The sequence below is a fragment of the Kocuria rosea genome (genome assembly GCF_023715525.1).
Classification (GTDB): domain Bacteria; phylum Actinomycetota; class Actinomycetes; order Actinomycetales; family Micrococcaceae; genus Kocuria; species Kocuria rosea_A.
This window is the reverse complement of sequence record NZ_JAMBOG010000014.1, coordinates 62,059-85,351: the sequence shown is the minus strand read 5'-3', so window position 1 is coordinate 85,351 and position 23,293 is coordinate 62,059. Positions and strand designations below refer to the sequence as shown.

The window sequence follows — 23,293 nt, the reverse complement described above, 5'->3', positions numbered from 1 at the left end:
CCCGGCCCCGTCCGGCCCGCGCCCGACCCGCCCGCACCGACCGACAGGAGAACCACCATGACCCCTGCTCCCGCCTCCCGCCTGCGGCTCGCCGCGCCCGCCGTGCTCGCGGCCCTGCTGCTGGGCGTGACCGCCTGCGGCTCGAGCGGCGACCCCCTCGCCGGGGACGCCGGGACCACGGCGGCCTCCGGGGAGACCGTGACCGTGGGCTCCGCGGACTTCACCGAGAGCCAGATCGTGGCCGAGCTCTACGCCGGGGCGCTGGAGTCCGCCGGGATCGAGGCGGAGACGAGCCCCGGCATCGGCGCCCGCGAGGCGTACGTGGGGGCGGTCCAGGACGGGTCCGTGGACGTGGTCCCGGACTACTCCGGCAACCTGCTCCTCTTCGCCGACCCCGAGGCCACCGCGAGCTCCGCCGAGGAGATCGTGACCGCCCTGCCGGACGCGCTGCCCGAGGGCCTCACGGTGCTCGAGCCCGCCGAGGCGCAGAACAAGGACGCCATGGTCGTCACCCGGCAGACCGCGGACCGCTACGGGCTGACGAGCATCGTCGACATGGCCGAGGTCTGCGACCAGCTGGTGATCGGCGGCCCGCCCGAGTTCGCCGAGCGCGCCTACGGCCTGCCCGGCCTCGAGGAGAAGTACGGCTGCGTGCCGAGGTCCTTCGAGGCGATCAACGACGCCGCCGGGCCCCTGACCGTCCAGGCCCTCCTCGACGGGGACGTGCAGGTCGCGGACATCTTCACGACCACGCCGGCCATCGCCGACAACGACCTCGTGGTGCTGGAGGACCCGGAGAACCTCTTCATCGCCCAGCAGGTGCTCCCGCTGGCGGCCGAGGACCGGCTGTCCCCGGAGGCGGTGGAGGCCCTCGACGGGCTCTCCGCGAAGCTCACCACGGAGGACCTCACCGACCTCAACCGGAAGGTCGGCGGGGAGGAGCAGGCCAGCCCCGCCGACGCCGCACAGGAGTGGCTCTCCGCCAACGGGTACTGAGCCGGGGACGCACCCGGCGCGTTGCACAGCCTTGTCCACACGCCGTCCCCAGCCCCGGGCCCCCGGCGGTCCCCGCCTGACGTGGGGAGACAGGGAGCCGGGGCCGGTCCGCCGCCGGTTTCCCCACACCGTGTCCACACCTGTGGAGAACTCTGTGCACAGGTGTGTGGAGAGCGCGCCGGTCATCCGCTGAAATGGCGCGGGCACATCAGTATGCTGAGAGGCGGGCCACCCCCTCGCCGCAGCGGCCGGGGTGTGCCCGGAACCGATTCGTGGGCTCGGCGTCAAGGAGGATCTCGAGCTCGGAGACCGCCCCCTCCCCGGGGCGGACGACCGAGGGAGCAGTGTGCCGAACACCAGTCCGTCCGGGATGCCCGGGCTGTCGCCGGAGAACCAGGCGCGCGTCATCACCGCGTGCGTGCGCCAGCGGATCCAGGGCCGCCGCGCACCGGGTCCCGGATGGGAGGACTTCGCGCGCCGGTTCGACGCGCACTTCCCCCGGCTCACCCTCCTCTTCGCCGAGATCTACGGCAGGCGCGAGGACTTCCTGGACCAGCTCACGGAGCTGGCCCTGCTGCTGCTGCGCTCCTGGCAGGAGCGCCCGGAGGACCTCAAGGAGCTCGACGCCCGGCGCGAGCAGGACCCCGCGTGGTTCGGCTCGCGGCAGATGCTCGGCGGCGTCTGCTACGTGGACCGCTACGCCGGGAGCCTGCAGGGGATCCGCGACCGGATCCCGTACTTCCAGGAGCTCGGCCTGACGTACCTGCACCTCATGCCCCTGTTCGAGGCGCCCGAGGGCAACTCGGACGGCGGCTACGCCGTCTCCTCCTACCGCCGGGTGGACCCCCGGCTGGGCACCATGGAGGAGCTCGCCGAGCTGGGCCGGGAGCTGCGCCGCCACGGCATCAGCCTGGTCCTCGACTTCGTCTTCAACCACACCTCGAACGAGCACGAGTGGGCGCGGCGGGCGGCCGCCGGCGAGCGCGAGTACGAGGACTACTACTGGATCTTCCCGGACCGCACCGTGCCGGAGCAGTTCGAGCGCACCACCCGCGAGATCTTCCCCGACGACCACCCGGGCTCCTTCACACGGGTCCGGGCGCACGAGGACGACCCCCGCTGGGTGTGGAGCACCTTCTACTCGTTCCAGTGGGACCTCAACTACGCGAACCCGGCGGTCTTCCGCGCCATGGCGGCGGAGATGCTCTTCCTCGCCGCGCAGGGCGTCGAGGTGCTGCGGATGGACGCGGTCGCGTTCATCTGGAAGCAGCTGGGCACCCCCTGCGAGTCCCTCCCCCAGGCGCACGTGCTGCTGCGCGCGTTCAACGCCGTGTGCCGGATCGCCGCGCCGTCGGTGCTCTTCAAGTCCGAGGCCATCGTGCACCCGGACGAGGTCGCCCGCTACATCGAGCCCGGCCAGTGCCAGCTCTCCTACAACCCCCTGCAGATGGCCCTCACGTGGGAGGCGATGGCCACCCGCGAGCCGAAGCTGCTGGCGCAGGCGCTCGCGGAGCGCCACGCCCTGCCCCCGGGCACCGCGTGGGTGGACTACGTCCGCGGCCACGACGACATCGGCTGGACGTTCTCCGACGAGGACGCCGCCCGGCTCGGCGTCAACGGCCACGACCACCGCCGCTTCCTCAACGCCTTCTACACCGGCCGCTTCCCCGGCAGCTTCGCCGACGGCGTGCCGTTCCAGGAGAACCCGCGCACGGGCGACTGCCGGGTGTGCGGCACCACGGCCTCGCTGCTGGGCCTCGCCACGGAGCCCGGCCCCGCCGTGGACCGGATCCTGCTGGCCCACTCCGTGGCGATGAGCACCGGCGGGGTGCCCCTGCTCTACCTCGGCGACGAGGTCGGCCAGCTCAACGACCCCGCCTGGGACCAGGACCCCACCCACGCCGGCGACGCCCGGTGGGTGCACCGCCCGCCCCGGCCGGTGCAGGACTACGAGCGCCGCCACGACCTCTTCTCGGTGCAGGGCCGGATCTTCGGCGGCATCCGCCGGATGGTCGAGGTCCGCCGGAACGCCCCCGAGTTCGACGGCAACGCGCTCGTGCCCTTCGACGCCCGCAACCCCCACGTGCTCGGCTACCAGCGCCCCGGCGTCAACACGGTGGTGCTGTGCCTGGCCAACTTCTCGGACTGGTCCCAGTTCGTCACGGGCGAGACCCTCTCCGGCTTCCTGCCCCAGGCGGTCGAGCTGCACGGCAACACCGAGCTCGACCTGCGCAACGGCGTGCTGCTCGACGCCCACGGGTTCCTGTGGGTCCGGGCCGTGCCGAAGAGCTGACCTGTGGGCGCGTGGATCGTGCTGGTGCTCTCCGGCGTGCTGGAGGCGGTGTGGGCCTCCGCCCTCGCCGCGTCCGAGGGCCTGCGCCGGCCCGTGCCCGTCGCGGTGTTCGCCGTGGCCGCGACCGCGAGCATGCTGGGCCTCGCCCACGCCATGACGTCCGTGCCCACCGGCACCGCGTACGCGGTGTGGGCCGGCATCGGGGGCGCCCTGACCGTCGCCTGGTCGATGCTGACCGGCCGGGAGTCCGCGACGCCCGCCAAGGTCCTCCTGGTGCTCGGCATCATCGGCTGCGTGATCGGGCTCAAGCTTGTCGGCTGACTCCTCCGCCGCGGGGGCCCGGCGCTCCCGGGCCTGGGCCCTGCTCGTGCTCAGCGGGATCCTGGAGGCGGTGTGGGCCACGGCCCTGGGCGCCTCCCAGGGCTTCGGCCGGCCGGGTCCGACCGTGGTGTTCGCTCTCGCGCTCGCCCTGAGCATGCTGACCCTGGGCCGGGCCGCCCGGACCATTCCCATGGGCACCGCCTACGCCGTGTGGACCGGCATCGGCGCGGTGCTGACCGTCGCGTGGGCCGTCGCCACGGGACAGGAGCAGCTGTCGCCGCTGAAGACCCTGTTCCTCGCCGGGATCGTCGCCTGCGTCGTGGGGCTGCGGGCCGCCGAGGGCCGGGCCCCCGAGGAGGGCCGGTGAGCCGGCCGGCGGGCGCGGCGGCGCCCGGGCCCGCTCTCATGGTCGTGCTCGTCGCGACCATGGCGGTGGGCCCCCTGCTCAACCACAGTCTCTCGGCCATGGCCCCGCTGGTCATCGCCGACCTGGGGATCACGGAGGGCCAGTTCGGGCTGCTCGCGGCGGTGACCTTCTTCACCGCCGCCACCACGGCCGTGCGCACGGGGCGCTGGACGGACCGGCTGAGGGCCCGCACCCTGCTGGCCGTCATCTTCGGCGGGGCCGCCGCGTCGATGGTCCTCTCCGCCCTCGCCCCGGACTACGCGGTGCTGCTCGCGGCCATGGTCCTCTCCGGGCTCGGCCAGGTGATGGCCAACCCCGCCACCAACCGTCTCATCCGCCTGCACGTTCCCGCCACCCGGCGCGCGAGCTGGCTGGGGGTCAAGCAGGCCGGGGTGCAGGCCGCGCAGCTCGTGGCGGGCCTGAGCTTCCCCGTGCTCGGGCTGCTGCTCGGCTGGCGGGCCGCCGTCGTCGTGGCCGTGGTCCTCACCCTCGTCCTGCTCGTGCACGGGTGGGCCACGGTCCCGGACAACCACGGCGACCCGGGCGCGGCACGGGCGCCCGCGCCCCGCCCCGGCCCGGTCCGGGCCCGGATGCCCGGCGTCGTCCACGCGTACGCCGCGGCCGCCGCGCTGATGGGGCTCGGGATGCAGGCGGGCAACGTGTACCTGCCCCTGTTCGCCCACCGGGCGCTCGGGTTCGACCTCGTCACCGCGGGGGCCACGGTGTCGGTCTCCGCGCTGCTGGGCATCGCCTCCCGCGTCCTGTGGGCCCGCGTCATGGACCGGCCCGGGACCGACGGCTTCCTGCTGCTCCTGCTCATGGCCCTGGGCGCGGCCGTGAGCGCCGTGCTGCTGCTGGCCGCGCCCCTGGTCCCCGGCTTCGCGTGGGCCGTGTGGCCCGCCGCGGTGCTGCACGGCGGGGCCGCGCTCGCGGTGAGCGTGGTGGTGATGTCCGGGGCGATGCGGGCGGTGCCTGCCGACCGGGTGGGAGCGTCCTCCGGGGTCGTGACCAGGGGCCTCTACGCCGGGTTCTGCAGCGGCCCCCTGGTCATGGGCGGTGTCGTCCAGCTCACCGGTTCCTTCGGCGCCGGCTGGGCCGTGGTGCTCGGCTGCTACCTGGGCTGCGCCGGGCTCTGCGTGCTCGCCCGGGCGCGGCCCCGGCGCTAGACGTCCCCCGTCCGGCGGACCGCCGACCGCCCTGTCGTCCCCGTTTCCGTGGACGGGCGGCGGCGTGCCCCCCCTCCGGGGCAGCGCCCGGGTGGTCCTGCCCGCAGCTGCCCACAGCTTGTCCACAGCGCTCGTCCACAGGGTGGATAACCTGCACGGGTGGAATCGTGCCTCCGCCGGGGTGCCCGGCCCGGCGCGGGCCTGCCACGGCGCGGCGCGAGCGGTCCCCGTCCGGCCGGCGGGGGCTTTTTTCACACGGTCGTCCACACCTGTGGACAACCTTCTCCACGGGATGTGCACGGAGCCGCTGTGCCCGGACCCGGCTCCTCGGTACAGTAGATGTGTGCACATGTGAACGCGCTGCCCGCCGTGTGCACTCCCGTGCTGCGCGGGTGCCGGACCGACGGGGAGCGACGGAGGATGCCATGGCCCAGGGTTCCGCGACGTTCCGCGTGGTCGGGAGCACGCTCGTGGCGGCCGAGGCCGGCCTGGTCGAGCGGTTCCTGCTGGACCCGGGGTGCTTCGCCGCGTGGCACCGCGGCGTGCGCGGAGAGGTGCGGGCCAGCACCCCGGTGCTCCAGACCGGTACGTGCCTGGAGTTCACCGGCCGCTACGGACCCCTCCGCTTCCCCTACGTGACCATCGTCTCCGAGCACGTCCCGGGCCGGAACGTCGCCATGCGCACCACCCGGGGACTGGTCGACCTGTTCGTGGACACCCGCTGGGACGCCACGGACGGCGGCACCCGGATCGAGACGGTCCTCGACGCCCGCTGCACCCAGTCCAAGGCGTGGCTGACCCCCGCCGTCGAGGCGACCTCGCGGCGCAACGTGCGGCGCAACCTCGAGACGCTCAAGCGGCTGCTGGAGACCGGGCAGTTCGAGTTCACGGTGCCGTCGGTGCTGACCCCGCACCCGCCGCGCTGCACGCAGGATCCGCCGCCCGAGTTCTTCTGAGGCCCCGCCGTCCCCGACCGGGCGGGCACCGTACGCTGGTGGCGGAACCTCCTTGACCCCCCGTCGCGGGCGGGACGAGGGTGGGACCACACGACAGCTATCGAAAGGACTCTCCTATGGCCGAGAAGTACACCCTTCCCGATCTCCCCTACGACTACGCCGCGCTGGAGCCGCACATCTCCGCCCGCATCATGGAGCTGCACCACGACAAGCACCACGCCACCTACGTGGCGGGCGCCAACACCGCCCTGGAGAAGATGGCGGAGGCCCGCGCCAACGGCGACGGCGCCGCGGCGGCCAAGCTGTCCAAGGACCTGCAGTTCAACCTGGGCGGGCACGTCAACCACTCGGTGTTCTGGCAGAACCTCTCCCCGGAGGGCGGCGACAAGCCCGAGGGCGAGCTGGCGGCCGCCATCGACGACCACTTCGGGTCCTTCGACGGCTTCCGCGCGCACTTCACCGCTGCGGCCACCACCATCCAGGGCTCGGGCTGGGCGATCCTCGCCTACGAGCCGATCGGCGGCAACCTGGTCATCGAGCAGATGTACGACCAGCAGAACGGCGTGCCGGTCGCCACGATCCCGCTGCTGCAGCTGGACATGTGGGAGCACGCCTTCTACCTCGACTACCAGAACGTCAAGGCCGACTACGTCAAGGCCTGGTGGAACATCGTCAACTGGGCCGACGTCCAGGCCCGCTTCGAGGCCGCGCGCGCCGGGGCCAAGTCGCTCATCTGATCCCCGCCCCGCACCGTCGGCGCGGACCGCGCCGGCAGCCGCGAGCAGGACCCCCGGACCGCACGGTCCGGGGGTCCTGTGCCGCTGCGGGACCGGGGCCCGCGCTCAGGCGTAGAAGCGGTTGAGGAACGTCGCGACGACCGCGGGCCGCTCCTCGCCCTCGATCTCGATCGTGCCGTCGGCCACCAGGTGCAGGCCGTTGCCCTTGACCTCCTGGACGTCGGTGATCGTGACCGTCATGCGGATCCGCGAGCCCACCCTGACCGGGGCGGTGAAGCGGACCTTGTCCAGGCCGTAGTTGACCTTGGTGCTCACGCCGGTGACGTCGAAGAGCTCGGACCACATGGGGATGAGCAGGGACAGCGTCAGGAAGCCGTGGGCGATCGGGGCGCCGAAGGGGCCCTCCTTGGCCCGCTCCGGGTCGACGTGGATCCACTGGTGGTCGTCGGTGGCCTCGGCGAAGGTGTTCACCTGCTCCTGGGTGATCTCCCGCCAGGCGGAGTGGCCGAGGTTCTTGCCGATCAGGTCCTTGACCTGGTCGAAGGCGACGACGGTGTTGGGCTGGGTCGGTGCTGCGGTCATGGTGTTCTCCTTGGGTGCTGGTGGTCGGTGGGAGGTCAGGCGAAGGCGCTGGTGCCGGTGAGCGAGCGGCCGACCACGAGGGCGTTGATCTCGTGGGTGCCCTCGTAGGAGTAGACGGCCTCGGCGTCGGCGTGGAAGCGGGCGACGTCGTGGGCCAGGGTGATGCCGTTGCCGCCCACGAGCTCCCGCGCCAGGGCGACGGTCTCGCGCATGCGCAGGCTGATCCACATCTTGGCCAGGGCGGAGTCCTCGTCCCGGTAGACGCCCTGCTGCTGCTGCTCGGCCAGACCGGCGACCATGGCCAGCGACGCCGTGACGTTGCCGAGCATGCGGGCCAGCTTCTCCTGGACCAGCTGGAAGCTGCCGATCGGGCGGCCGAACTGCTCGCGCTGCCGCACGTAGCGCAGGGCGGCCTCGTAGGCGCCGGCCTGGATGCCGGTGGCGATCCACGCGACGTCCGAGCGCATGGCGCGCAGCATCGCGGCGACGTCCTTGAAGGAGTTCACCCGGCCCAGCCGCATGGACTCGGGCACCCGGACGTCCTCGAGGTGGATGTCGGCGTTCTGCATCATGCGCAGGGAGGTCTTGCCGCGGATCTTCTCCAGCCGCACGCCGGGGGCCTGCCGGTCCACGAGGAAGCCCTTGACCTGCCCGTCGGCCTCGTCGCGGGCGAAGACGGCCAGGAGGTCCGCGGTGAAGGCGCCCCCGATCCAGCGCTTCGCGCCGGTGAGCACCCACTGGTCGCCCTCGCGCCGGGCCGTGGTGGCCAGGCCGCCGGCGATGTCGGAGCCGTGGTCGGGCTCGGTCAGGCAGAACACGCCGGTCATCTCGAAGGAGGTGATCCTCGGGTCCCACTGCGCGAACTGCTCGGGCGTGGCCCCCACGCGGCAGGCCGTGCGGAACAGCCCGGCCTGGGCGGTGTAGAACGTGGCGACGGAGGCGTCCGTGCGGGCGAGCTCGAAGGTCCGGAACCCGTGGTAGAGCGAGCGGGGGGTTCCGCCGCCGGCGGTGAGCTCGGGCGGGGCCATGAGGTCCAGGGCGCGCAGTGACGGGGCGATCTGGTCGGGGAACTCGCCGGCCTCCCAGTACTCGGCCAGCAGCGGCCTGACCTCGTCCTCCAGGACCCGGCGCAGCCGGTGCAGCGGCGCCTTCTCCGCCTCGGTCAGCCGGTTCTCGACCCCGTAGGGGTCGCAGTCCGCGTAGAGGCGGGTCCGCCCGGGCTGTGCGCTCACGACGCGGCCCCGTCCAGGCCCAGCAGGCGCACTGCGTTGTCCTTGAGGATCTTCGGGCGGACCTCGTCCTTGAAGGACTGCTGCTCGAAGGCGCCCAGCCACTTCTGCGGGGTGATCAGCGGGTAGTCGGTGCCGAAGAGGACCTTGTCCTGGAGCATCGCGTTGGAGGCCTTCACCAGGGACTCGGGGAAGTACTTGGGCGACCAGCCGGAGAGGTCGATCCACACGTTGGCCTTGTGCGTGGCGATGGAGTTGGCCTCCTCCTGCCACGGCACCGAGGGGTGGGCCATGATCACCTGCAGCTCGGGGAAGTCCGCGGCCACCGCGTCCAGCAGCAGCGGGTTGGAGTAGCCCAGCTTGATCCCGCCCCCGCCGGGCAGGCCCGCGCCCATGCCGTTCTGCCCGGTGTGGAACAGCGCCGGCACCCCGAGGGCCTGGATCGCCTCGTAGAGGGGGTAGAAGCGCTGGTCCGAGGGATCGAAGCCCTGCAGGGAGGGGTGGAACTTGAAGCCCTTCACCCCGTGGTGCTCCACGAGCTTCTTCGCCCGCTCCACCGCCGCGGCACCCTGGTGCGGGTCCACGGAGCCGAAGGGGATGAGCACGTCGTTGTTGCGAGCGGCCCCTTCGGCGATCTCCTCGATGGAGTTGGGCGCATGCCCCAGGGCGGTGGTGGCGTCCACGGTGAAGACGACGGCGGCCATGTTCCACTGCCGGTAGCGTTCCGCGATGGTGTCCAGGGACGGGGAGCGGTCCTCCGCCTTGAAGTACTTGGCGGACGCCTCGTTCAGTACCTCCGGCAGGGAGGAGTGCCCGTGGCCGTCGCACTCGATGTGCACGTGCATGTCGATGGCGTCCAGGGACGCGAGGTCGAGCCCGTACTCGTAGGTCATAGCGGTCCTTTCGGATCCGCGACTGGTTGCGGATCTACGAAGTGTTCAGTGGGTCTGTAGGGGAGTGCTTGGTCCCCGGAATTACTGGGTCGCGGATTCGGGCTGGAGCTCCTCCGGCAGCGGCGGCAACGTCTCGCCGACCGGCTGGAGGTGGCCCTCGATGATGGCCGGGAACTGCTCGCGCAGGGCCTCGAAGGTCCAGCCCCCGTCGTGGTACTCGGTGACCACGGGGCGGGGGTGGCTGAACACCTGGAGGCGGTCGCCGCCGGCGCCGATGGCCTGGCCGGTGATCCCGGCGGCGTCGTCGGAGGCGAGGTAGGCGACCAGCCCGGCGACGTCGGCGGCAGTGCCGAAGCCCAGCTCTTTGCGGAAGAACGCGGGCATGGGCTCCCCGGCCCGGTCGGCCTCGACGGCGGAGGCGAAGTAGGGGATGGTCTCGGTCATGGCGGTGGCGGCCACGGGGACGACGACGTTGGCGGTGACACCGGCCTTCCTCATCTCCAGGGCCCAGGTGCGGACCATGCCCACGATGCCGGCCTTGGCGGCGGCGTAGTTGGTCTGCCCGAAGTTGCCGTACTGGCCGGTGGGGGAGCCGATGGTGATGATGCGCCCGGCCACGCCGTTGTCCTTGAAGTACCGGTAGGCCTCGCGCACGCAGGTGAAGGTGCCCCGCAGGTGCACCTGGATCACCAGGTCGAAGTCCTCGTCGGTCATCTTCAGCAGGGACTTGTCGCGCAGCACCCCGGCGTTGGTGACCAGGACGTCCAGGCGCCCGAACGCCTCCACGGCGCCGGCGACCAGGGCGGTGGCGGTCTCGGTGGTGCCCACCGGGGCCACCACGGCCACGGCGCGCCCGCCGGCCCCGGTGATGGAGGCCACCGCGGCCTCGGCGGTCTGCTGGTCCACGTCGTTGATCACCACGGCCGCGCCCTGGCGGGCGAGCTCCTGGGCGTAGGCCAGGCCGAGGCCCTGGCCGGAGCCGGTGACGACGGCGACCTTGCCGGTCAGCGGTGCGGTGCTGTTGTCGGTCATGGGAGGAACTCCTCGTGCTCGGGTCCGGGGGGCCGCCGTGCGTGACGCCGGTCACCGCTGTGGGGTCCCGACCATTCCACCGCCGTTAGTTGAAAATGTCAACAGTTAAGAAGTTCCATCTATGCTGGTGTCGTCCCCTCCTATCCTGGAGACCCATCGCCCCCGCCGGAGGACCGCCGCCATGACCGCACAGCCGCCCGCCTTCACCGCCCGGGACGACTCTCTCCCCGGCGGCATCGAGCGCCTGGCGGGGACCGACCTGGCCGGCGAGTCGTTCTTCCTCATGGCCCGGCTCGCCTCGACGGGCTCCGCCGCGGCGAACCGCGCGCTCGCGGACCTGGGGCTCAAGGTGCGCCACTACTCCGTGCTGGCGCTGGCCTGCAGCGGGGAGGAGCCCACCCAGCGGGAGCTCAGCCAGTTCCTCGTGCTGGACCCGAGCCAGATCGTCTCCATCATCGACGAGCTCGAGCAGCGGGGCGCCGTCGAGCGCCGCACCGACCCCCGGGACCGCCGCTCGAAGATCGTGGCGCCCACGGGGGCGGGCCGGGAGCTCTACGCCGAGGCCCAGGGGCTCGTGGCGGCCGCCGCGGCCGAGTCGCTCGACGGGCTCTCCGTGGCCGAGCGCCAGGACCTGCTCCGCCTCCTGCAGAAGGCAGCCCTCTAGTCCACGGGGCCCGGAGAAACCCTCCGCCGCCCCTGGACAACGTGATGCACCTCTCACTAGTCTGACCCCACCAATAATAGATTTTTTCAACTATTGGTATGGACGAGTGCCTCAGGAGGCGACCGCATGCGCAATCAGGGACTGGGATCGTGGCTGACCCGCCGGCTGGAGAAGTCGGGCCCGAAGACGGCCGTGGTCCACGGGGAGCGCGCCCTCACCTACGCCGAGCTGCACGACCGGACCCACCGGCTGGCGGGTGCGCTGTCCGCCCACGGCGTGCGTCCCGGCGACCGCGTGGCGGTCCTCGGGGAGAACAGCCCCGAGTTCCTCCAGGTCCTGTTCGCGGCGGGCGCGCTCGGGGCGGTGCTCGTCCCGCTCAACACCCGCCTGGCCGCCCCGGAGATCCGCTACCAGCTCGAGGACGCGGGCGTGTCGGTGCTGATCCACGACGCGGCCCTCACGGGTCTGGCCGAGCCGGCCGCCCGGGGCCTCCCGCGGCTCACCCGCTGGGTCGTCGCCGTGGAGACCGCCGGCGAGGAGACCGCCGGCGAGGTCCCCACGCTCGCGTCGGTGGCCGACGCGGCGCAGCCCTGGACGCAGGACGTCCCCGTGGCGCTCGACGACCTCGCCCTCATCCTCTACACCTCGGGCACGACCGGCCGCCCCAAGGGAGCCTGCCTCACGCACGGCAACTTCACGTGGAACTGCTTCAACGTCCTGGTCGACTACGACCTGGCCTCCACCGACGTGTCGCTCATGATCTCCCCGATGTTCCACGTCGCCTCGCTCGGGATGGGGGTGCTGCCCGCGCTGCTCAAGGGCGCCACGCTCGTGCTCGAGTCGAAGTTCGAGCCGGGCCGCGTGCTGCAGCTCGTCGAGCAGCACCGGGTCACCTCGCTCTCCGGCGTGCCCACGACCTTCCAGCTGCTGTGCGAGCACCCGGCGTGGGAGTCGACGGACCTCTCCTCGCTCACCAAGCTCTCGTGCGGCGGCTCGGCCGTGCCCCTGCGGGTCCTCGAGGCCTACGAGAGCCGCGGGCTGGCGTTCACCATGAACTACGGGATGACCGAGACGGCCCCCGGCGCCACCCACCTGCCCGCGGCGAAGTCGCGGGAGAAGGCGGGCTCCTCCGGGCTGCCGCACTTCTTCACCGACGTGAGGATCGCCGATCCCGCGGGGACGCCGGTGGGCCCGGGCGAGCAGGGCGAGATCCTCGTCTCCGGGCCCAACGTGATCACGGAGTACTGGAACCGCCCCGACGCCGCCGGCTCCTTCGAGGGGGAGTGGTTCCACTCCGGGGACATGGGCTACCTGGACGAGGACGGCTACCTGTTCGTCTCCGACCGGATCAAGGACATGATCATCTCCGGCGGGGAGAACATCTACCCCGCGGAGGTCGAGGCGGCGATCCTCGAGCTGCCGGCCGTCGCGGCCGTCGCGGTCATCGGCGTGGCCGACGAGAAGTGGGGCGAGGTCCCGCACGCCGTCGTCGTCCCGCGGGAGGGGCACGAGCTCACCGCGGAGCAGGTCCAGGAGCACCTCGCGGGCCGGCTGGCCCGCTACAAGATCCCGAAGACGCTGAGCCTCGTGGCCGAGATGCCCCGGACCGCGTCCGGCAAGATCCGCAAGAACGTCCTGCGCGAGCAGGCCGCCCGCTGACCGGGAGCGGACCGGCGGGTCAGCCCGGGGCCGGGGAGAGCCGTTCGACGACGTCCCGGGTCGCCGCAACGACGGCGTCCACCTGCTCCGGCGCGAGGTCGGCGCCCAGGGTGAACCGCACGGCCGTGGTGGCGACCTCGGGCGGATACCCCATGGCGGTGAGCACGTGGGAGGCCTCGGTGCCCCCGGCGGCGCAGGCCGAGCCGGAGGAGACGAGCAGCCCGCGGGCCTCCAGGTCCACCAGGACCGACTCCCCGTTGACGCCGGGGAAGCAGAACGAGGCGTGGCCCGGCAGCCGTGCCGCCGGGTGCCGCCACGGATCGGGACCGGTCAGCACGGCCGAGGGCACGGCGGCGAGGATCCCGGCGATCAGCCGGTCCCGCACGGCGCAGAGCCGGGCGGCCTTGGCGGGCCGCTCCTCGGCGGCGAGCCGCAGCGCCACGGCGAGGCCGACCGCCCCCGCCACGTCCGAGGTCCCGGAGCGCCGGCCGCGCTCGTGCCCGCCGCCGCTGAGCAGCGGCCGCAGCGGCGTGCCGCGGCGCAGGTAGAGCGCGCCGGTGCCCTTGGGCGCCCCGATCTTGTGCCCGGCGACGCTCAGCGCCGCCACGTCGAGCGCGTGTACGTCCAGCTCCAGCGACCCGGCCGCCTGGACCGCATCCGTATGGAACGGGACCTGCCGCGCCCGAGCCACCGCAGCCAGCTCGGCGATCGCCTGAACCGCACCCGTCTCGTTGTTCGCATGCATCACGGATACCACCGCCGTGTCCGCGCGGACAGCCCCGGCGAGCTCCGCCGGGTCCGCCAGGCCCTCGGAGGAGACGCCCAGCTCGGTGAGCCCGAAGCCGTCCCAGCGGGCCAGGTCCCGGGCGGAGCCGAGGACCGCGGAGTGCTCGATCGCGCTCGTCACGACGTGCGTGCGCCCCGGGTCGCGGTCGCGCCGGCCCAGGGCGATGCCCTTGACCGCGAGGTTGTCGGCCTCCGTGCCGCCGGAGGTGAAGACCACCTCGGCCGGCCGGCAGCCGAGCACCTCCGCGACCGTCGCGCGGGCCGCGTCCAGCCCGGCCAGGGCCCGGCGGCCGGCCTCGTGGTGGCTCGACGCGTTGCCGTACGTCCCGGTCAGGTACGGCCACATGGCCTCGAGCACCTCCCGTCGCACGGGGGTGGTCGCGGCGTGGTCCAGGTACAGCACGGTCAGTCCAGCCGGACGTCCAGGCCCAGGTCCAGGTTCCGGGCCGAGTGGGTGAGCGCGCCCACCGAGACGACGTCCACCCCGGTGGCGGCGATGTCCCCGATCGTCTCCAGGCTCACGCCGCCGGACGCCTCGACGGTCGCGCGCCCGTCGATGATGGCGACACCGCTGACCAGGTCGTCGACCGAGAAGTTGTCCAGCAGGACGGTGTCCGCCCCGCCGGCCAGGACCGCTTCGATCTGGTCGAGCCGGTCCACCTCGACCTCGAGGTGCACCGTGTGGGGCAGGCGGCGGCGCAGCCCGCGCAGCGCGCCGGTCAGGTCCGTCCCGTCGGCCGTGAGCAGGGCGAGGTGGTTGTCCTTGGCCATCACGGCGTCCGAGAGCGAGTGCCGGTGGTTGTGGCCGCCGCCGCTGAGCACGGCGTGCTTCTCCAGCGCCCGCAGCCCCGGGGTGGTCTTGCGGGTGTCGGCCACGCGGGTGCGCGTGATGGTCCCGGGCGGGAGGTTCGCGGCCTGCTCCACGCGGGCCACGGTCTCCTCGACCGCGGCCACGTAGCGGGCCGTGAGCGTGGCGATCCCGCACATCCGCTGCGTCAGGTTCAGGGCCACCCGCTCACCGGTGAGCACGGCGCGGGCGGGCCCGGTTACGGTGGCGAGCACGGCCCCGGCGTCGAAGGGGTCGCCGTCGGCGAGGAGCAGCTCCACGACCACGGCCGGGTCAACGGCGGTGAAGGTCGCGGCGAGGACCTGGCCGCCGGAGAAGACCCCGGCCTCCCGGGCCACGAGCTCGGCGCGGGCCGTGGTGGCCGCGGGGATGAGGTGCTCCGAGGTGATGTCCCCCCAGGGGGCGTCCTCGGCGAGCCCTCGCTCCACGACCTCGGTGATGGCGGCTCGGGTCAGCATGCGGGGATCCTCTCGAACATGGCGTTGGGGGCATATGAACGGGTCAGGGACGTACCGGTCCGGACTGCGGCCGGTTCCGCCACGCGCCAGAAGGTCCGCCGGGCCTGCGCGGGGTCCGGGACGGGGGTGTCCGCGCGGTGGTGCGCCCCGCGGGACTCGGTGCGGTGCAGCGCCGCGGCCACCAGGGCCCGGCCCACGGCCAGCAGGTTCCGGTCCTCCACCGCGGCGCGGGAGAGCCCCGCCGGCGGACGGAGGGCGGCGAGCCGCCGTGCGAGCGCCTCGAGCCCGGGGCCGTCGCGCAGCACGCCGGCGCCGGCCCACATCGCGGCCTGGAACCCGCCCCGGTCGAACGCGGGACCGTCCGCCGCCGCTCCCGGCAGGACCCGGGGGGCGGAGGCGACCGGAGCGGGACGGATCCGTGGGCCGGGCCCGTCCCGCAGGTCCGCCGCCAGCGCGGCCGCGACGCGGGCCCCGAACACCGCGCCCTCGAGCAGGGAGTTGGAGGCGAGCCGGTTGGCCCCGTGCACGCCCGTGGCCGCGCACTCGCCCACGGCGTAGAGGCCGGGGACGGTCGTGCGGGCGGCGTCGTCGGTGGCGATCCCGCCCATGAGGTAGTGCGCCGCCGGGGTCACGGGCACGGGCTCCCGGGACCAGTCGATCCCGTGGGCGCGCACGGCCGCGTCGATGGTCGGGAAGCGGCGTGCGAGGAACTCGGCGGTCGTGCGGCCCGCGTGGGGGCCTCCCTCCGGGGGGAGCATCCCGGTGCAGTCGAGCAGCACCGGCCGCCCGCCCTGCTCCAGGCAGCGGCGGACGTTCTCGCGGGCCACGACGTCGCGCGGGGCGAGCTCGGCGCGCGGGTGCGCACCCTTGAGGAAGCGCCGGCCGGTGGCGTCGCGCAGCACGGCGCCCTCGCCGCGCACGGCCTCGGAGACGAGGAAGCACCCGGGGGCGGCCAGCGCGGTGGGGTGGAACTGGACGAACTCGAGGTCCGCCACGGCGGCCCCGGCCCGCAGGGCGGCGGCGATGCCGTCGCCGGTGGCCACGGCCGGGTTCGTGGTGTGCGGATAGAGCTGGCCGGCCCCGCCGGTGGCGAGCACCACGGCGTCGGCGGGCAGCCGGTGCAGCCGGTCGTCCGGGGACTCCAGCACGAGGACGCCGGTCACCCGGTGCCCGGCCGGGACGACGAGGTCGAGGAGCATCGTCCGCCGCAGGATCCGCAGCCGCCCGCGGGCCTCGGCGTCCAGGGCCGCGGCCAGGAGGGCCCGCTCGATCTCCCGCCCGGTCGCATCACCGCCGGCGTGCAGGATCCGCGGCACGGAGTGGGCGCCCTCGAGGCCCTCGACCCAGGGCGAGTCCGGGCCGGCGGTGCGGTCGAACTCCACGCCGCGCTCCACGAGGCCGGAGACGGCGGCCGCCGACGCCCGCACGAGGGTGCGCACGGCGTCGTCGTCGCAGAGCCCGGCCCCGGCGGCCAGGGTGTCCTGGACGTGGAGGAGGGCGGTGTCGCCGGCCTGTCCACTGGGCAGGGACGCCGTCATGGCGGCGATCCCGCCCTGGGCCCGGGCGGTGTTCGTGTCCGCCAGCCCGGCCTTGCTCAGCAGCACGACGTCGAGGCCTCGCGCCGAGGCCTCGAGGGCCGCGGTGAGGCCGGCGATGCCGCTCCCCACCACGACCACGCGGGGGGTCCGGTGCGTGGTCACCGCGGCAGCGCCGCCAGCATCCGCTCGAGCGCCACCTCGGCGTCCCGGGCGGTCTCGGGATCCACCGTGATCTGGTTGATCACGCGGCCGGCGACGAGCTCCTCGAGCACCCAGGCGAGGTAGCCGGGGTGGATCCGGTACATCGTGGAGCAGGGGCAGACCACCGGGTCGAGGCAGAAGATCGTGTGCTCGGGGTGTTGGTCGGCGAGCCGGTTGACCATGTTGACCTCGGTGCCGATGGCGAAGGTGGTCCCGGGCTCGGCGGCCTCGATCGCCTTGCGGATGTAGTCGGTGGAGCCGCGCTCGTCGGCGGCGTCGACCACGGGCATGGGGCACTCGGGGTGGACGATCACGCGCACCCCGGGGTGCTCGGCGCGGGCCTGCTCGATCTGGGCCACGGTGAAGCGGCGGTGCACGGAGCAGAAGCCGTGCCACAGGATCACCTTGGCGTCCCGCAGGTCCTGCGCGCTGTTGCCGCCCAGGTCCTTGGCGGGGTTCCACATCGGCATCCGCCCGAGCGGAATCCCCATGGCCTTGGCGGTGTTGCGGCCCAGGTGCTGGTCGGGGAAGAACAGCACGCGCTGCCCGCGCTCGAACGCCCACTCCAGCACCGTGGCGGCGTTGGAGGAGGTGCACACGATCCCGCCGTGGCGGCCGCAGAACGCCTTGAGCGCCGCGGAGGAGTTCATGTAGGTGACGGGGACGACCGTCTGCCTCCCGTCCTCGGCGGTCTCCCCGAGGACGTCCATGAGCTGCTCCCAGGCCTCCTCGACGGAGTCCTCGTCGGCCATGTCGGCCATCGAGCACCCGGCGGCGAGGTTGGGCAGGACCACGGACTGGTGGTCGCCGGAGAGGATGTCGGCGGTCTCGGCCATGAAGTGCACGCCGCAGAAGACGATGGCCTCGGCCTCCGGCTTGCTCCTGGCCGCCCGGGCGAGCTGGAAGGAGTCGCCCAGGAAGTCGGCGTGCTGGACGATCTCGTCGCGCTGGTAGAAGTGCCCGAGCACGACCACGCGCTCGCCCAGTGCCGCCTTGGCGGCCGTGATCCGGTGGTCGAGCTCCTCGGCGGAGGCCTGCTTGTACTCGTCGGGGATGACCGGCTGGGCCGGGGAGCCGGCGGGCACGGCGTCGTCCTGGGAGGCGCCCGGGCCGTAGCCGGCCGAGACGGCGGGCGCGAAGTCCCACGGGTTCGTCGCGAGGTCCGAGCTGCACGTGCTCTGCCCGGTCAGGGGCGCGCCCGGCAGGTTCGCGGGCTTGGTGGGCAGCAGGTCGATGCGGGTGGCGACGGAGGTCATGTCAGCTCCTGGTGGTGCTGCCGAGCGGGGCGCGGTCGGCGAGGTCGAGGTCGGTGTTGTAGCGGTAGAGCCGGGGTGGGCGGTGCGGGGTGCCCTCCAGGCGGGTGCCGGTGTCGAGGACGGCCCCGGAGGCGAGCGCCTGGCGGCGGAAGTTCGCGGGGTCCAGGGCGTGGCCGAGGATCGCCTCGTGGACCTCCCGCAGCTCGGCGAGGGTGAAGGTCTCGCCGAGGAAGGAGTGCGCCACGCGGCTGTAGCCGATCTTGTTGCGCAGCCGGTAGAGCGCGTAGTCGACGATGTCGTTGTGGTCGAAGGCCAGGGGCGGCAGCTCGGCGGCGCGCATCCACGTGACGTTGAGGTCGGCGTGGAGCTCCGAGGCCTGGTCGGCGCGGATCGAGGCCCAGTAGACGACCGAGACCACGCGCTCGTCGGCGTTCGCGGAGCGGGTCAGCCCCCCGAAGGCGTAGAGCTGCTCGAGGTATCCCGGCTGCAGGCCGGTGGTGAGGTGCAGGGAGCGGGCGGCGGAGGCCTCGAGGTCCTCGTCCGGGCGCAGCGGCCCGCCGGGCAGGGCCCACAGGCCGCGGAACGGGTCGCGGATCCGGCGGACCAGGGGCAGCCAGAGCTCCCTGCGGCCGTCGGGCCCCGTGCCGCGGGCGGCGAAGATGACGGTCGATACGGCCAGAGCCACGTGCGGAACGTGCACAGTCACCTCCCGGGGGTTGAGGGGCCTTCAGGTTGCAATGACTGTAACACTGTTCTGGTCACTTTGACGTTAACGTTTCCGTGACCGTCCGCCGCCTGACTAAGCCCCATGCATCCGGGGCTTCTTCGTCGTCCACAGGGGTTGCTCACGCACAGACGGCCGGACCTACTATCGGGGTCATTCCGCCGGTGCGTCCGGCACCGGCGAGGGAGTTCGGGGGAATCCATGGACCGCTCCTGCGCGATCAGCGCCTCCGTCGGCAGCGCCCTCCTGGTGGCGCTGCTCCTCACGGGGTGCGGCGACAGCGACGACGGCGCCCCGGCGTCACCTTCCAGCGCGGCCTCCGCCAGCACTCCGCCCCTGCCTCGGCTGCGGTCACGCCCAGTCCCGGTGCCACTCCCGCCGACTACGTGCCGGCGTCGCTCGACGGGCCCGCGCAGAACGTGCCGAAGCCGGTCATGCCCGAGCTGGCGAAGCAGGAGTCGAAGGAGGGAGCGCAGGCGTTCCTGGACTATTGGTCGGACGCAAAGTGGTATGCGTATGAGACCGGAGACTCCTCCCTGGTGCGTGATATTACTTCTCCGCACTGTGAGGCATGTGTAGCTGAGTTCGATGACCTCGAAGAAATTTACGCGGAAGGTATGTGGACAGTAGGTGGGCGTGATTCGATCACAATTCTCGACGCCGAACTGGTTGAAGCACCTGATGAAGTGTATAAACCGATGGTTCAGTACTCTCGTGAGGACGGGCAACTAGTCAAGAAAGGAAAAGTCAAAAGGAGAGCGGCTGGCGAGCCGAATGATCCGTCTCTTGTTTATATTGACTACACCGATACGGGATGGGTGTACATCACGCTGGCCCCTATTGCGGGGGAGGAATAACCGTGAATTCGCTTACTTCCTTGTTGGCATCGATAATCCTTGCCCCCTGTTTGTCTATATCCATGCTTCCGCTTTCCATTAAGGATGACGCCACAGGCGACAATGTATTCGGATCGAACAAACTTCAAAAATCGCCCGTACATATGGATGCGATAGCGGACGGAAGCAAGGTTCATCTCGATGCCTCTATGCCCGGCAAAGCTTCGAAGGGCAACGGGGGGGGCCGAACCAAACCGATGTGGGTGAGGCGGAAGCTGTCGCCTACGACCCCGACAAGGACCCCGCTTTCCAGAAGGCCCTCCGCAATCACCTGATGGACCAGGAGCTGCCCCAGTTCTTCGATCCTGACTCCATGGCTCGAGCGAAGAGCCAGAACTTCGGCCTCCAGAACCCCTGCGTCGCCGAGGAGGGTAACGGACTCGACGACTGCCTGGCGGAGCAGCAGTGCACCCCCGCCGGGGATGGCGAGGGCGTCTACATGGACGTGGTCGTGGGGGAGGGAGACGACCGCACGGCCTGGGGCGAGCCCATGTGCGTCTCGGTCGCCGAGGCGGAGGGCGGTGAGGAGGTCATCGAGCTGCCGACCTTCACCCTGCAGGACTTCGAGACCCTCGACGTCGCGCCGGCCGCGAGCGCCGTCGAGCCCTCCCCGGACACGCTCCGGGGCATGCACACCAACGTCTTCGCCACCGCTCAGCCGCAGCAGTTCACCACCGAGCTGGGCGGCTTCCCGGTGCAGGTGCGGGCCGTGCCCGTCCAGTACCTCTGGGACTACGGCGACGGCACCACCCTCGGCCCCACCGAGCTCAGCGGCGCCCCGCTCGAACCGGGCGCGTGGGACGTGCCCACCGACACCAGCCACGTCTACACGCAGACCGGCGACTACGCCGTCACCCTGACCACGTACTTCTACGGCGAGTACTCCGTCGCCGGCGGGCCGTGGCTGCCCGTGGTGGGCCTGAACGACGTCACGAGCGCGCCGGTGCCGCTCAGCGTCTGGCGCTCCACGGTGCGCAACTTCGCCGACGACTGCCTGGAGAACCCGCAGGGCGCGGGCTGCTGATCCGCGCCCTGCGCCGGAGGCTCCGTGCCCCAGGAGTACGTCGCGCTCCTTGTCGGTCTGCGAAGGCGCACGGTGCGGCGGGCGGCCTCCACTGGATGTTCATGCATCTTTCACGCCGCGGCGCGGGACGGTTCAACGCCGTTCCCTAGCGTCGGGTGCATGACCCCCTCGCGCAGAACCCTCCTGACCGCCGGTCTCGGTGTCGGCCTCGTCGCCGCCGTGCCCGGCCTGTCCGTCGCCGCTCCCACCAGAGCCCAGGGCGCCGCCCTCACCGCCAACCCCTTCACCCTGGGCGTGGCCTCCGGCGACCCCTGGCCCGACGGCTTCGTGCTCTGGACCCGCCTCGCCCTCGAGCCGCTGGCCGAGGACGGCCTCGGCGGCATGCCGAACCGTCCCGTCCAGGTCGCGTGGGAGGTCGCCGAGGACGAGGGCATGCGGAAGGTCGTCAAGCGCGGCGTCGAGCACGCCCGCCCCGGCTCCGCTCACTCCGTCCACGTCGAGCTGCACGGTCTGAGGCCGGGCCGCGAGTACTGGTACCGCTTCCGCACCGGGATGCACGTCTCCCCGGTGGGCCGCGCGCTCACCACCCCGGCGTGGGGCGAGACCCCGGCCGCCCTGACCATGGCCTTCGCCAGCTGCTCCCAGTACGAGCACGGCTTCTTCACCGCCTATCGGCGTCTCGCCGAGGACCGGCCCGACCTCGTCCTGCACCTGGGCGACTACCAGTACGAGTACAGGGCCAGGACCTACGTGTCCGGGGACGGCAACGTCCGCGACCACGACGGCCCCGAGACCGTCGACCTGGCGACCTACCGCCTCCGTCATGCCCAGTACAAGACCGACGAGGACCTGCAGGCCGCCCACGCCGTCGCGCCGTGGCTGGTGGTCTGGGACGACCACGAGGTGGACAACAACTGGGCCGACGAGATCCCCGAGAACCGGGACGCCGCCCAGTGGAACGACACCACGGAGCGCTTCCGGGCACGCCGCTCCGCCGCGTTCCAGGCGTACTGGGAGAACATGCCGCTGCGTCGCCCTGCGATGCCCGCGGGCATCGACATGCAGATCTACCGCCGCGTCCAGTGGGGGCAGCTGGCGAACTTCCACATGATGGACACCCGCCAGTACCGCGACGACCAGCTGGCCGGCGACGGCTGGGACAAGAACGTCGAGGAGCGCTGGGACGCGTCGCGCTCCATCACGGGCGGCGCCCAGGAGAAGTGGCTGATCGACGGCTTCCGCTCCTCCACCGCCCGATGGGACCTGCTCGGCCAGCAGGTGTTCTTCGCCGAGCGCGACCGGGCCCAGGCCCCGGACGTCGACGACGTCTCGATGGACGGCTGGGACGGCTACGCCGCGTCCCGCGACCGGATCGTGCGGGGCTGGCAGGACGCCAGGGTCCGCAACCCGGTGGTGCTCACCGGCGACGTGCACCGGAACTGGGCCAACGACATCAAGACCGACTTCCAGGACCCGGACGCCCCGGTGGTGGGCTCCGAGCTGGTCTGCACGTCCATCACCTCGACCGGCGACGGCTCGGGCTCGGTGGCCGACCGGGTCATGGCGTGGAACCCTCACCTGAAGTTTTTCAACGACCAGCGCGGCTACGTCCGCACGACCATCACGAAGGACGCGATGACGGCGGACTTCCGGGTCCTGGACCGGGTCACCACCCCCGGCGCGCCCGTCTACACCAAGGCGTCGTTCGTCCTCGAGGACGGGGTGCGGGGCCTCCAGCGCCGCGCCTGAGCGGGACTTCGCGGACGGGACGACGCCCTCCCGCAGCGGGACGCGGCGCTCGCCGCTCTCCTGCGTCCCCGGCGGCTGCAGCGCCAAGGCGCCGAGGTCGTCGGGGATGCGCGCGGCGCACGGTGGACCCAGGTCCTTCCCGGCGCTCCTCAGCCGGTCCTCAGGACGTCCGTGGTCTCCTGGATCCTGCGAGGGAGCACTCCGGGACTCCTCGGGAGGGAACGGACCACCGGCCGGCGCACCGTCCCCCGCGTCGTCCGGACGGTCCCCCGGAGACCGGGCCCCGCGCGAGCGGCGAGACCTCGCGCGGGGCCCGGTCCCCTTCCGGGGAGGGGCGAACGCCTCCGCCCCTCGCCGGGGCAGGCGCAGCCCCGTAGAGTGCGAGGTCCGCCACACCCCGAAGCCCGACCTCCACGACACGGGAGCGCACTGTGCCCATCCACGTCACCGACTACGCCCACGTCCGCCTCACCGTCACGGACATCGACCGCTCCCGCGCCTTCTACGACGCCGTGTTCGGCTTCGAGACGGCCTTCGAGGCCCCGCCCGAGGACGCCGACCAGGCGACGAAGGACCAGCTGTCCTTCCTGTTCGGCGGCGTCATCTACCGCTTCGACGGAGGCCTGCTGGGGCTGCGCCCGGCCGCCTCCGACCCGGACCGGCACGACGAGGACCGGGTCGGCCTCGACCACCTGAGCTTCACCGTGGCGTCCCGGGCCGACCTCGAGGAGGCGGTCGCCGTGCTCGACGAGCTGCAGGTCGCCCACGGGACGATCAAGGACATCGGGGCCGGCCACATCCTGGAGTTCCGCGACCCGGACAACATCGCCCTGGAGCTCCACGCCCCCGCCCAGGGGTAGGCACGGGCCCGCGGCCGCGC

Annotated in this window: 22 protein-coding genes; 13 read left to right on the top strand and 9 right to left on the bottom strand. The window is 72.5% G+C overall.

Annotation, left to right across the window (positions count from 1 at the left end):
* Positions 1-57: 57 nt before the first annotated feature.
* From M3185_RS11380 to M3185_RS11350, 7 genes are all read left to right on the top strand, one after another.
* Positions 58-996 (top strand): ABC transporter substrate-binding protein, encoded by a 939-nt coding sequence (locus tag M3185_RS11380; RefSeq protein WP_251333790.1) that lies wholly within the window; start codon positions 58-60, stop codon positions 994-996.
* Between the two features lie 370 nt (positions 997-1,366).
* Positions 1,367-3,289, top strand: coding sequence for an amylosucrase (locus M3185_RS11375; RefSeq protein ID WP_251333803.1), 1,923 nt, complete (start codon positions 1,367-1,369; stop codon positions 3,287-3,289).
* A gap of 3 nt (positions 3,290-3,292) precedes the next feature.
* Positions 3,293-3,610, top strand: a complete 318-nt coding sequence (locus M3185_RS11370; protein ID WP_251333789.1) for a DMT family transporter — start codon at positions 3,293-3,295, stop codon at positions 3,608-3,610.
* Positions 3,600-3,977: a DMT family transporter gene (locus M3185_RS11365; protein ID WP_251333788.1), complete on the top strand. Its 378-nt coding sequence runs from the start codon at positions 3,600-3,602 to the stop codon at positions 3,975-3,977. Before M3185_RS11370 ends, M3185_RS11365 begins: the two co-directional genes overlap by 11 nt.
* Positions 3,974-5,182 (top strand): MFS transporter, encoded by a 1,209-nt coding sequence (locus M3185_RS11360; protein WP_251333787.1) that lies wholly within the window; start codon positions 3,974-3,976, stop codon positions 5,180-5,182. The genes M3185_RS11365 and M3185_RS11360 overlap by 4 nt, the downstream gene beginning before the upstream one ends.
* 425 nt (positions 5,183-5,607) lie before the next feature.
* Positions 5,608-6,138: an SRPBCC family protein gene (locus tag M3185_RS11355; protein ID WP_251333786.1), complete on the top strand. Its 531-nt coding sequence runs from the start codon at positions 5,608-5,610 to the stop codon at positions 6,136-6,138.
* A gap of 116 nt (positions 6,139-6,254) precedes the next feature.
* Positions 6,255-6,875: a superoxide dismutase gene (locus M3185_RS11350; protein WP_251333785.1), complete on the top strand. Its 621-nt coding sequence runs from the start codon at positions 6,255-6,257 to the stop codon at positions 6,873-6,875.
* Positions 6,876-6,980: 105 nt separating this feature from the next.
* Here the strand turns inward: M3185_RS11350 and M3185_RS11345 are convergent, their stop codons facing one another.
* The 4 genes from M3185_RS11345 to M3185_RS11330 form a co-directional block, all read right to left on the bottom strand.
* Complete coding sequence (locus M3185_RS11345; RefSeq protein WP_251333784.1) at positions 6,981-7,457, bottom strand: MaoC family dehydratase; 477 nt, start codon at positions 7,455-7,457, stop codon at positions 6,981-6,983.
* Positions 7,458-7,492: 35 nt separating this feature from the next.
* Positions 7,493-8,689: an acyl-CoA dehydrogenase family protein gene (locus M3185_RS11340; protein ID WP_251333783.1), complete on the bottom strand. Its 1,197-nt coding sequence runs from the start codon at positions 8,687-8,689 to the stop codon at positions 7,493-7,495.
* Positions 8,686-9,579, bottom strand: coding sequence for an amidohydrolase family protein (locus M3185_RS11335; protein ID WP_251333782.1), 894 nt, complete (start codon positions 9,577-9,579; stop codon positions 8,686-8,688). The genes M3185_RS11340 and M3185_RS11335 overlap by 4 nt, the downstream gene beginning before the upstream one ends.
* A gap of 81 nt (positions 9,580-9,660) precedes the next feature.
* Positions 9,661-10,611, bottom strand: coding sequence for an SDR family NAD(P)-dependent oxidoreductase (locus tag M3185_RS11330; protein ID WP_251333781.1), 951 nt, complete (start codon positions 10,609-10,611; stop codon positions 9,661-9,663).
* Between the two features lie 181 nt (positions 10,612-10,792).
* Between M3185_RS11330 and M3185_RS11325 the strand changes: the two genes are divergently transcribed.
* A complete protein-coding gene (locus M3185_RS11325; protein ID WP_251333780.1) occupies positions 10,793-11,275 on the top strand; it encodes a MarR family winged helix-turn-helix transcriptional regulator in 483 nt (160 codons plus the stop codon).
* A gap of 126 nt (positions 11,276-11,401) precedes the next feature.
* On the top strand, positions 11,402-12,934 hold the full coding sequence (gene menE, locus M3185_RS11320; RefSeq protein ID WP_251333779.1) for an o-succinylbenzoate--CoA ligase: 1,533 nt from the start codon (positions 11,402-11,404) through the stop codon (positions 12,932-12,934).
* A 19-nt stretch (positions 12,935-12,953) separates the two neighbouring features.
* Here menE and M3185_RS11315 read toward each other — a convergent pair whose 3' ends face one another.
* The 5 genes from M3185_RS11315 to M3185_RS11295 are packed head-to-tail and all read right to left on the bottom strand — an operon-like array spanning position 12,954 to position 18,705.
* Positions 12,954-14,123: a cysteine desulfurase family protein gene (locus tag M3185_RS11315; protein WP_251333778.1), complete on the bottom strand. Its 1,170-nt coding sequence runs from the start codon at positions 14,121-14,123 to the stop codon at positions 12,954-12,956.
* Between the two features lie 2 nt (positions 14,124-14,125).
* Entirely contained in the window at positions 14,126-15,025 is a 900-nt protein-coding gene (nadC, locus tag M3185_RS11310; RefSeq protein WP_251333777.1) for a carboxylating nicotinate-nucleotide diphosphorylase, read from the bottom strand.
* The gene (gene nadB / locus M3185_RS11305; RefSeq protein WP_251333776.1) at positions 15,019-16,725 is read right to left on the bottom strand and encodes an L-aspartate oxidase; all 1,707 of its coding nucleotides are present in this window, start codon (positions 16,723-16,725) and stop codon (positions 15,019-15,021) included. Before nadB ends, nadC begins: the two co-directional genes overlap by 7 nt.
* Positions 16,722-18,020 (bottom strand): quinolinate synthase NadA, encoded by a 1,299-nt coding sequence (gene nadA / locus M3185_RS11300; protein ID WP_251333775.1) that lies wholly within the window; start codon positions 18,018-18,020, stop codon positions 16,722-16,724. The genes nadB and nadA overlap by 4 nt, the downstream gene beginning before the upstream one ends.
* Before the next feature lies 1 nt (position 18,021).
* Positions 18,022-18,705 carry an NUDIX hydrolase gene (locus M3185_RS11295; RefSeq protein WP_251333774.1) on the bottom strand — a complete coding sequence of 228 codons (684 nt, stop codon included), beginning with the start codon at positions 18,703-18,705 and terminating at the stop codon, positions 18,022-18,024.
* A gap of 95 nt (positions 18,706-18,800) precedes the next feature.
* On the opposite strand from M3185_RS11295, the gene M3185_RS11290 reads away from it, so the two are divergent.
* From M3185_RS11290 to M3185_RS11275, 4 genes are all read left to right on the top strand, one after another.
* A complete protein-coding gene (locus tag M3185_RS11290; protein WP_308222197.1) occupies positions 18,801-19,601 on the top strand; it encodes a DUF6318 family protein in 801 nt (266 codons plus the stop codon).
* A gap of 238 nt (positions 19,602-19,839) precedes the next feature.
* Positions 19,840-20,664 carry a PKD domain-containing protein gene (locus M3185_RS11285; RefSeq protein WP_251333772.1) on the top strand — a complete coding sequence of 275 codons (825 nt, stop codon included), beginning with the start codon at positions 19,840-19,842 and terminating at the stop codon, positions 20,662-20,664.
* Positions 20,665-20,823: 159 nt separating this feature from the next.
* Positions 20,824-22,413: an alkaline phosphatase D family protein gene (locus M3185_RS11280; RefSeq protein ID WP_251333771.1), complete on the top strand. Its 1,590-nt coding sequence runs from the start codon at positions 20,824-20,826 to the stop codon at positions 22,411-22,413.
* A gap of 431 nt (positions 22,414-22,844) precedes the next feature.
* Positions 22,845-23,273: a VOC family protein gene (locus M3185_RS11275; protein WP_251333770.1), complete on the top strand. Its 429-nt coding sequence runs from the start codon at positions 22,845-22,847 to the stop codon at positions 23,271-23,273.
* The last annotated feature ends 20 nt before the right edge of the window (positions 23,274-23,293 follow it).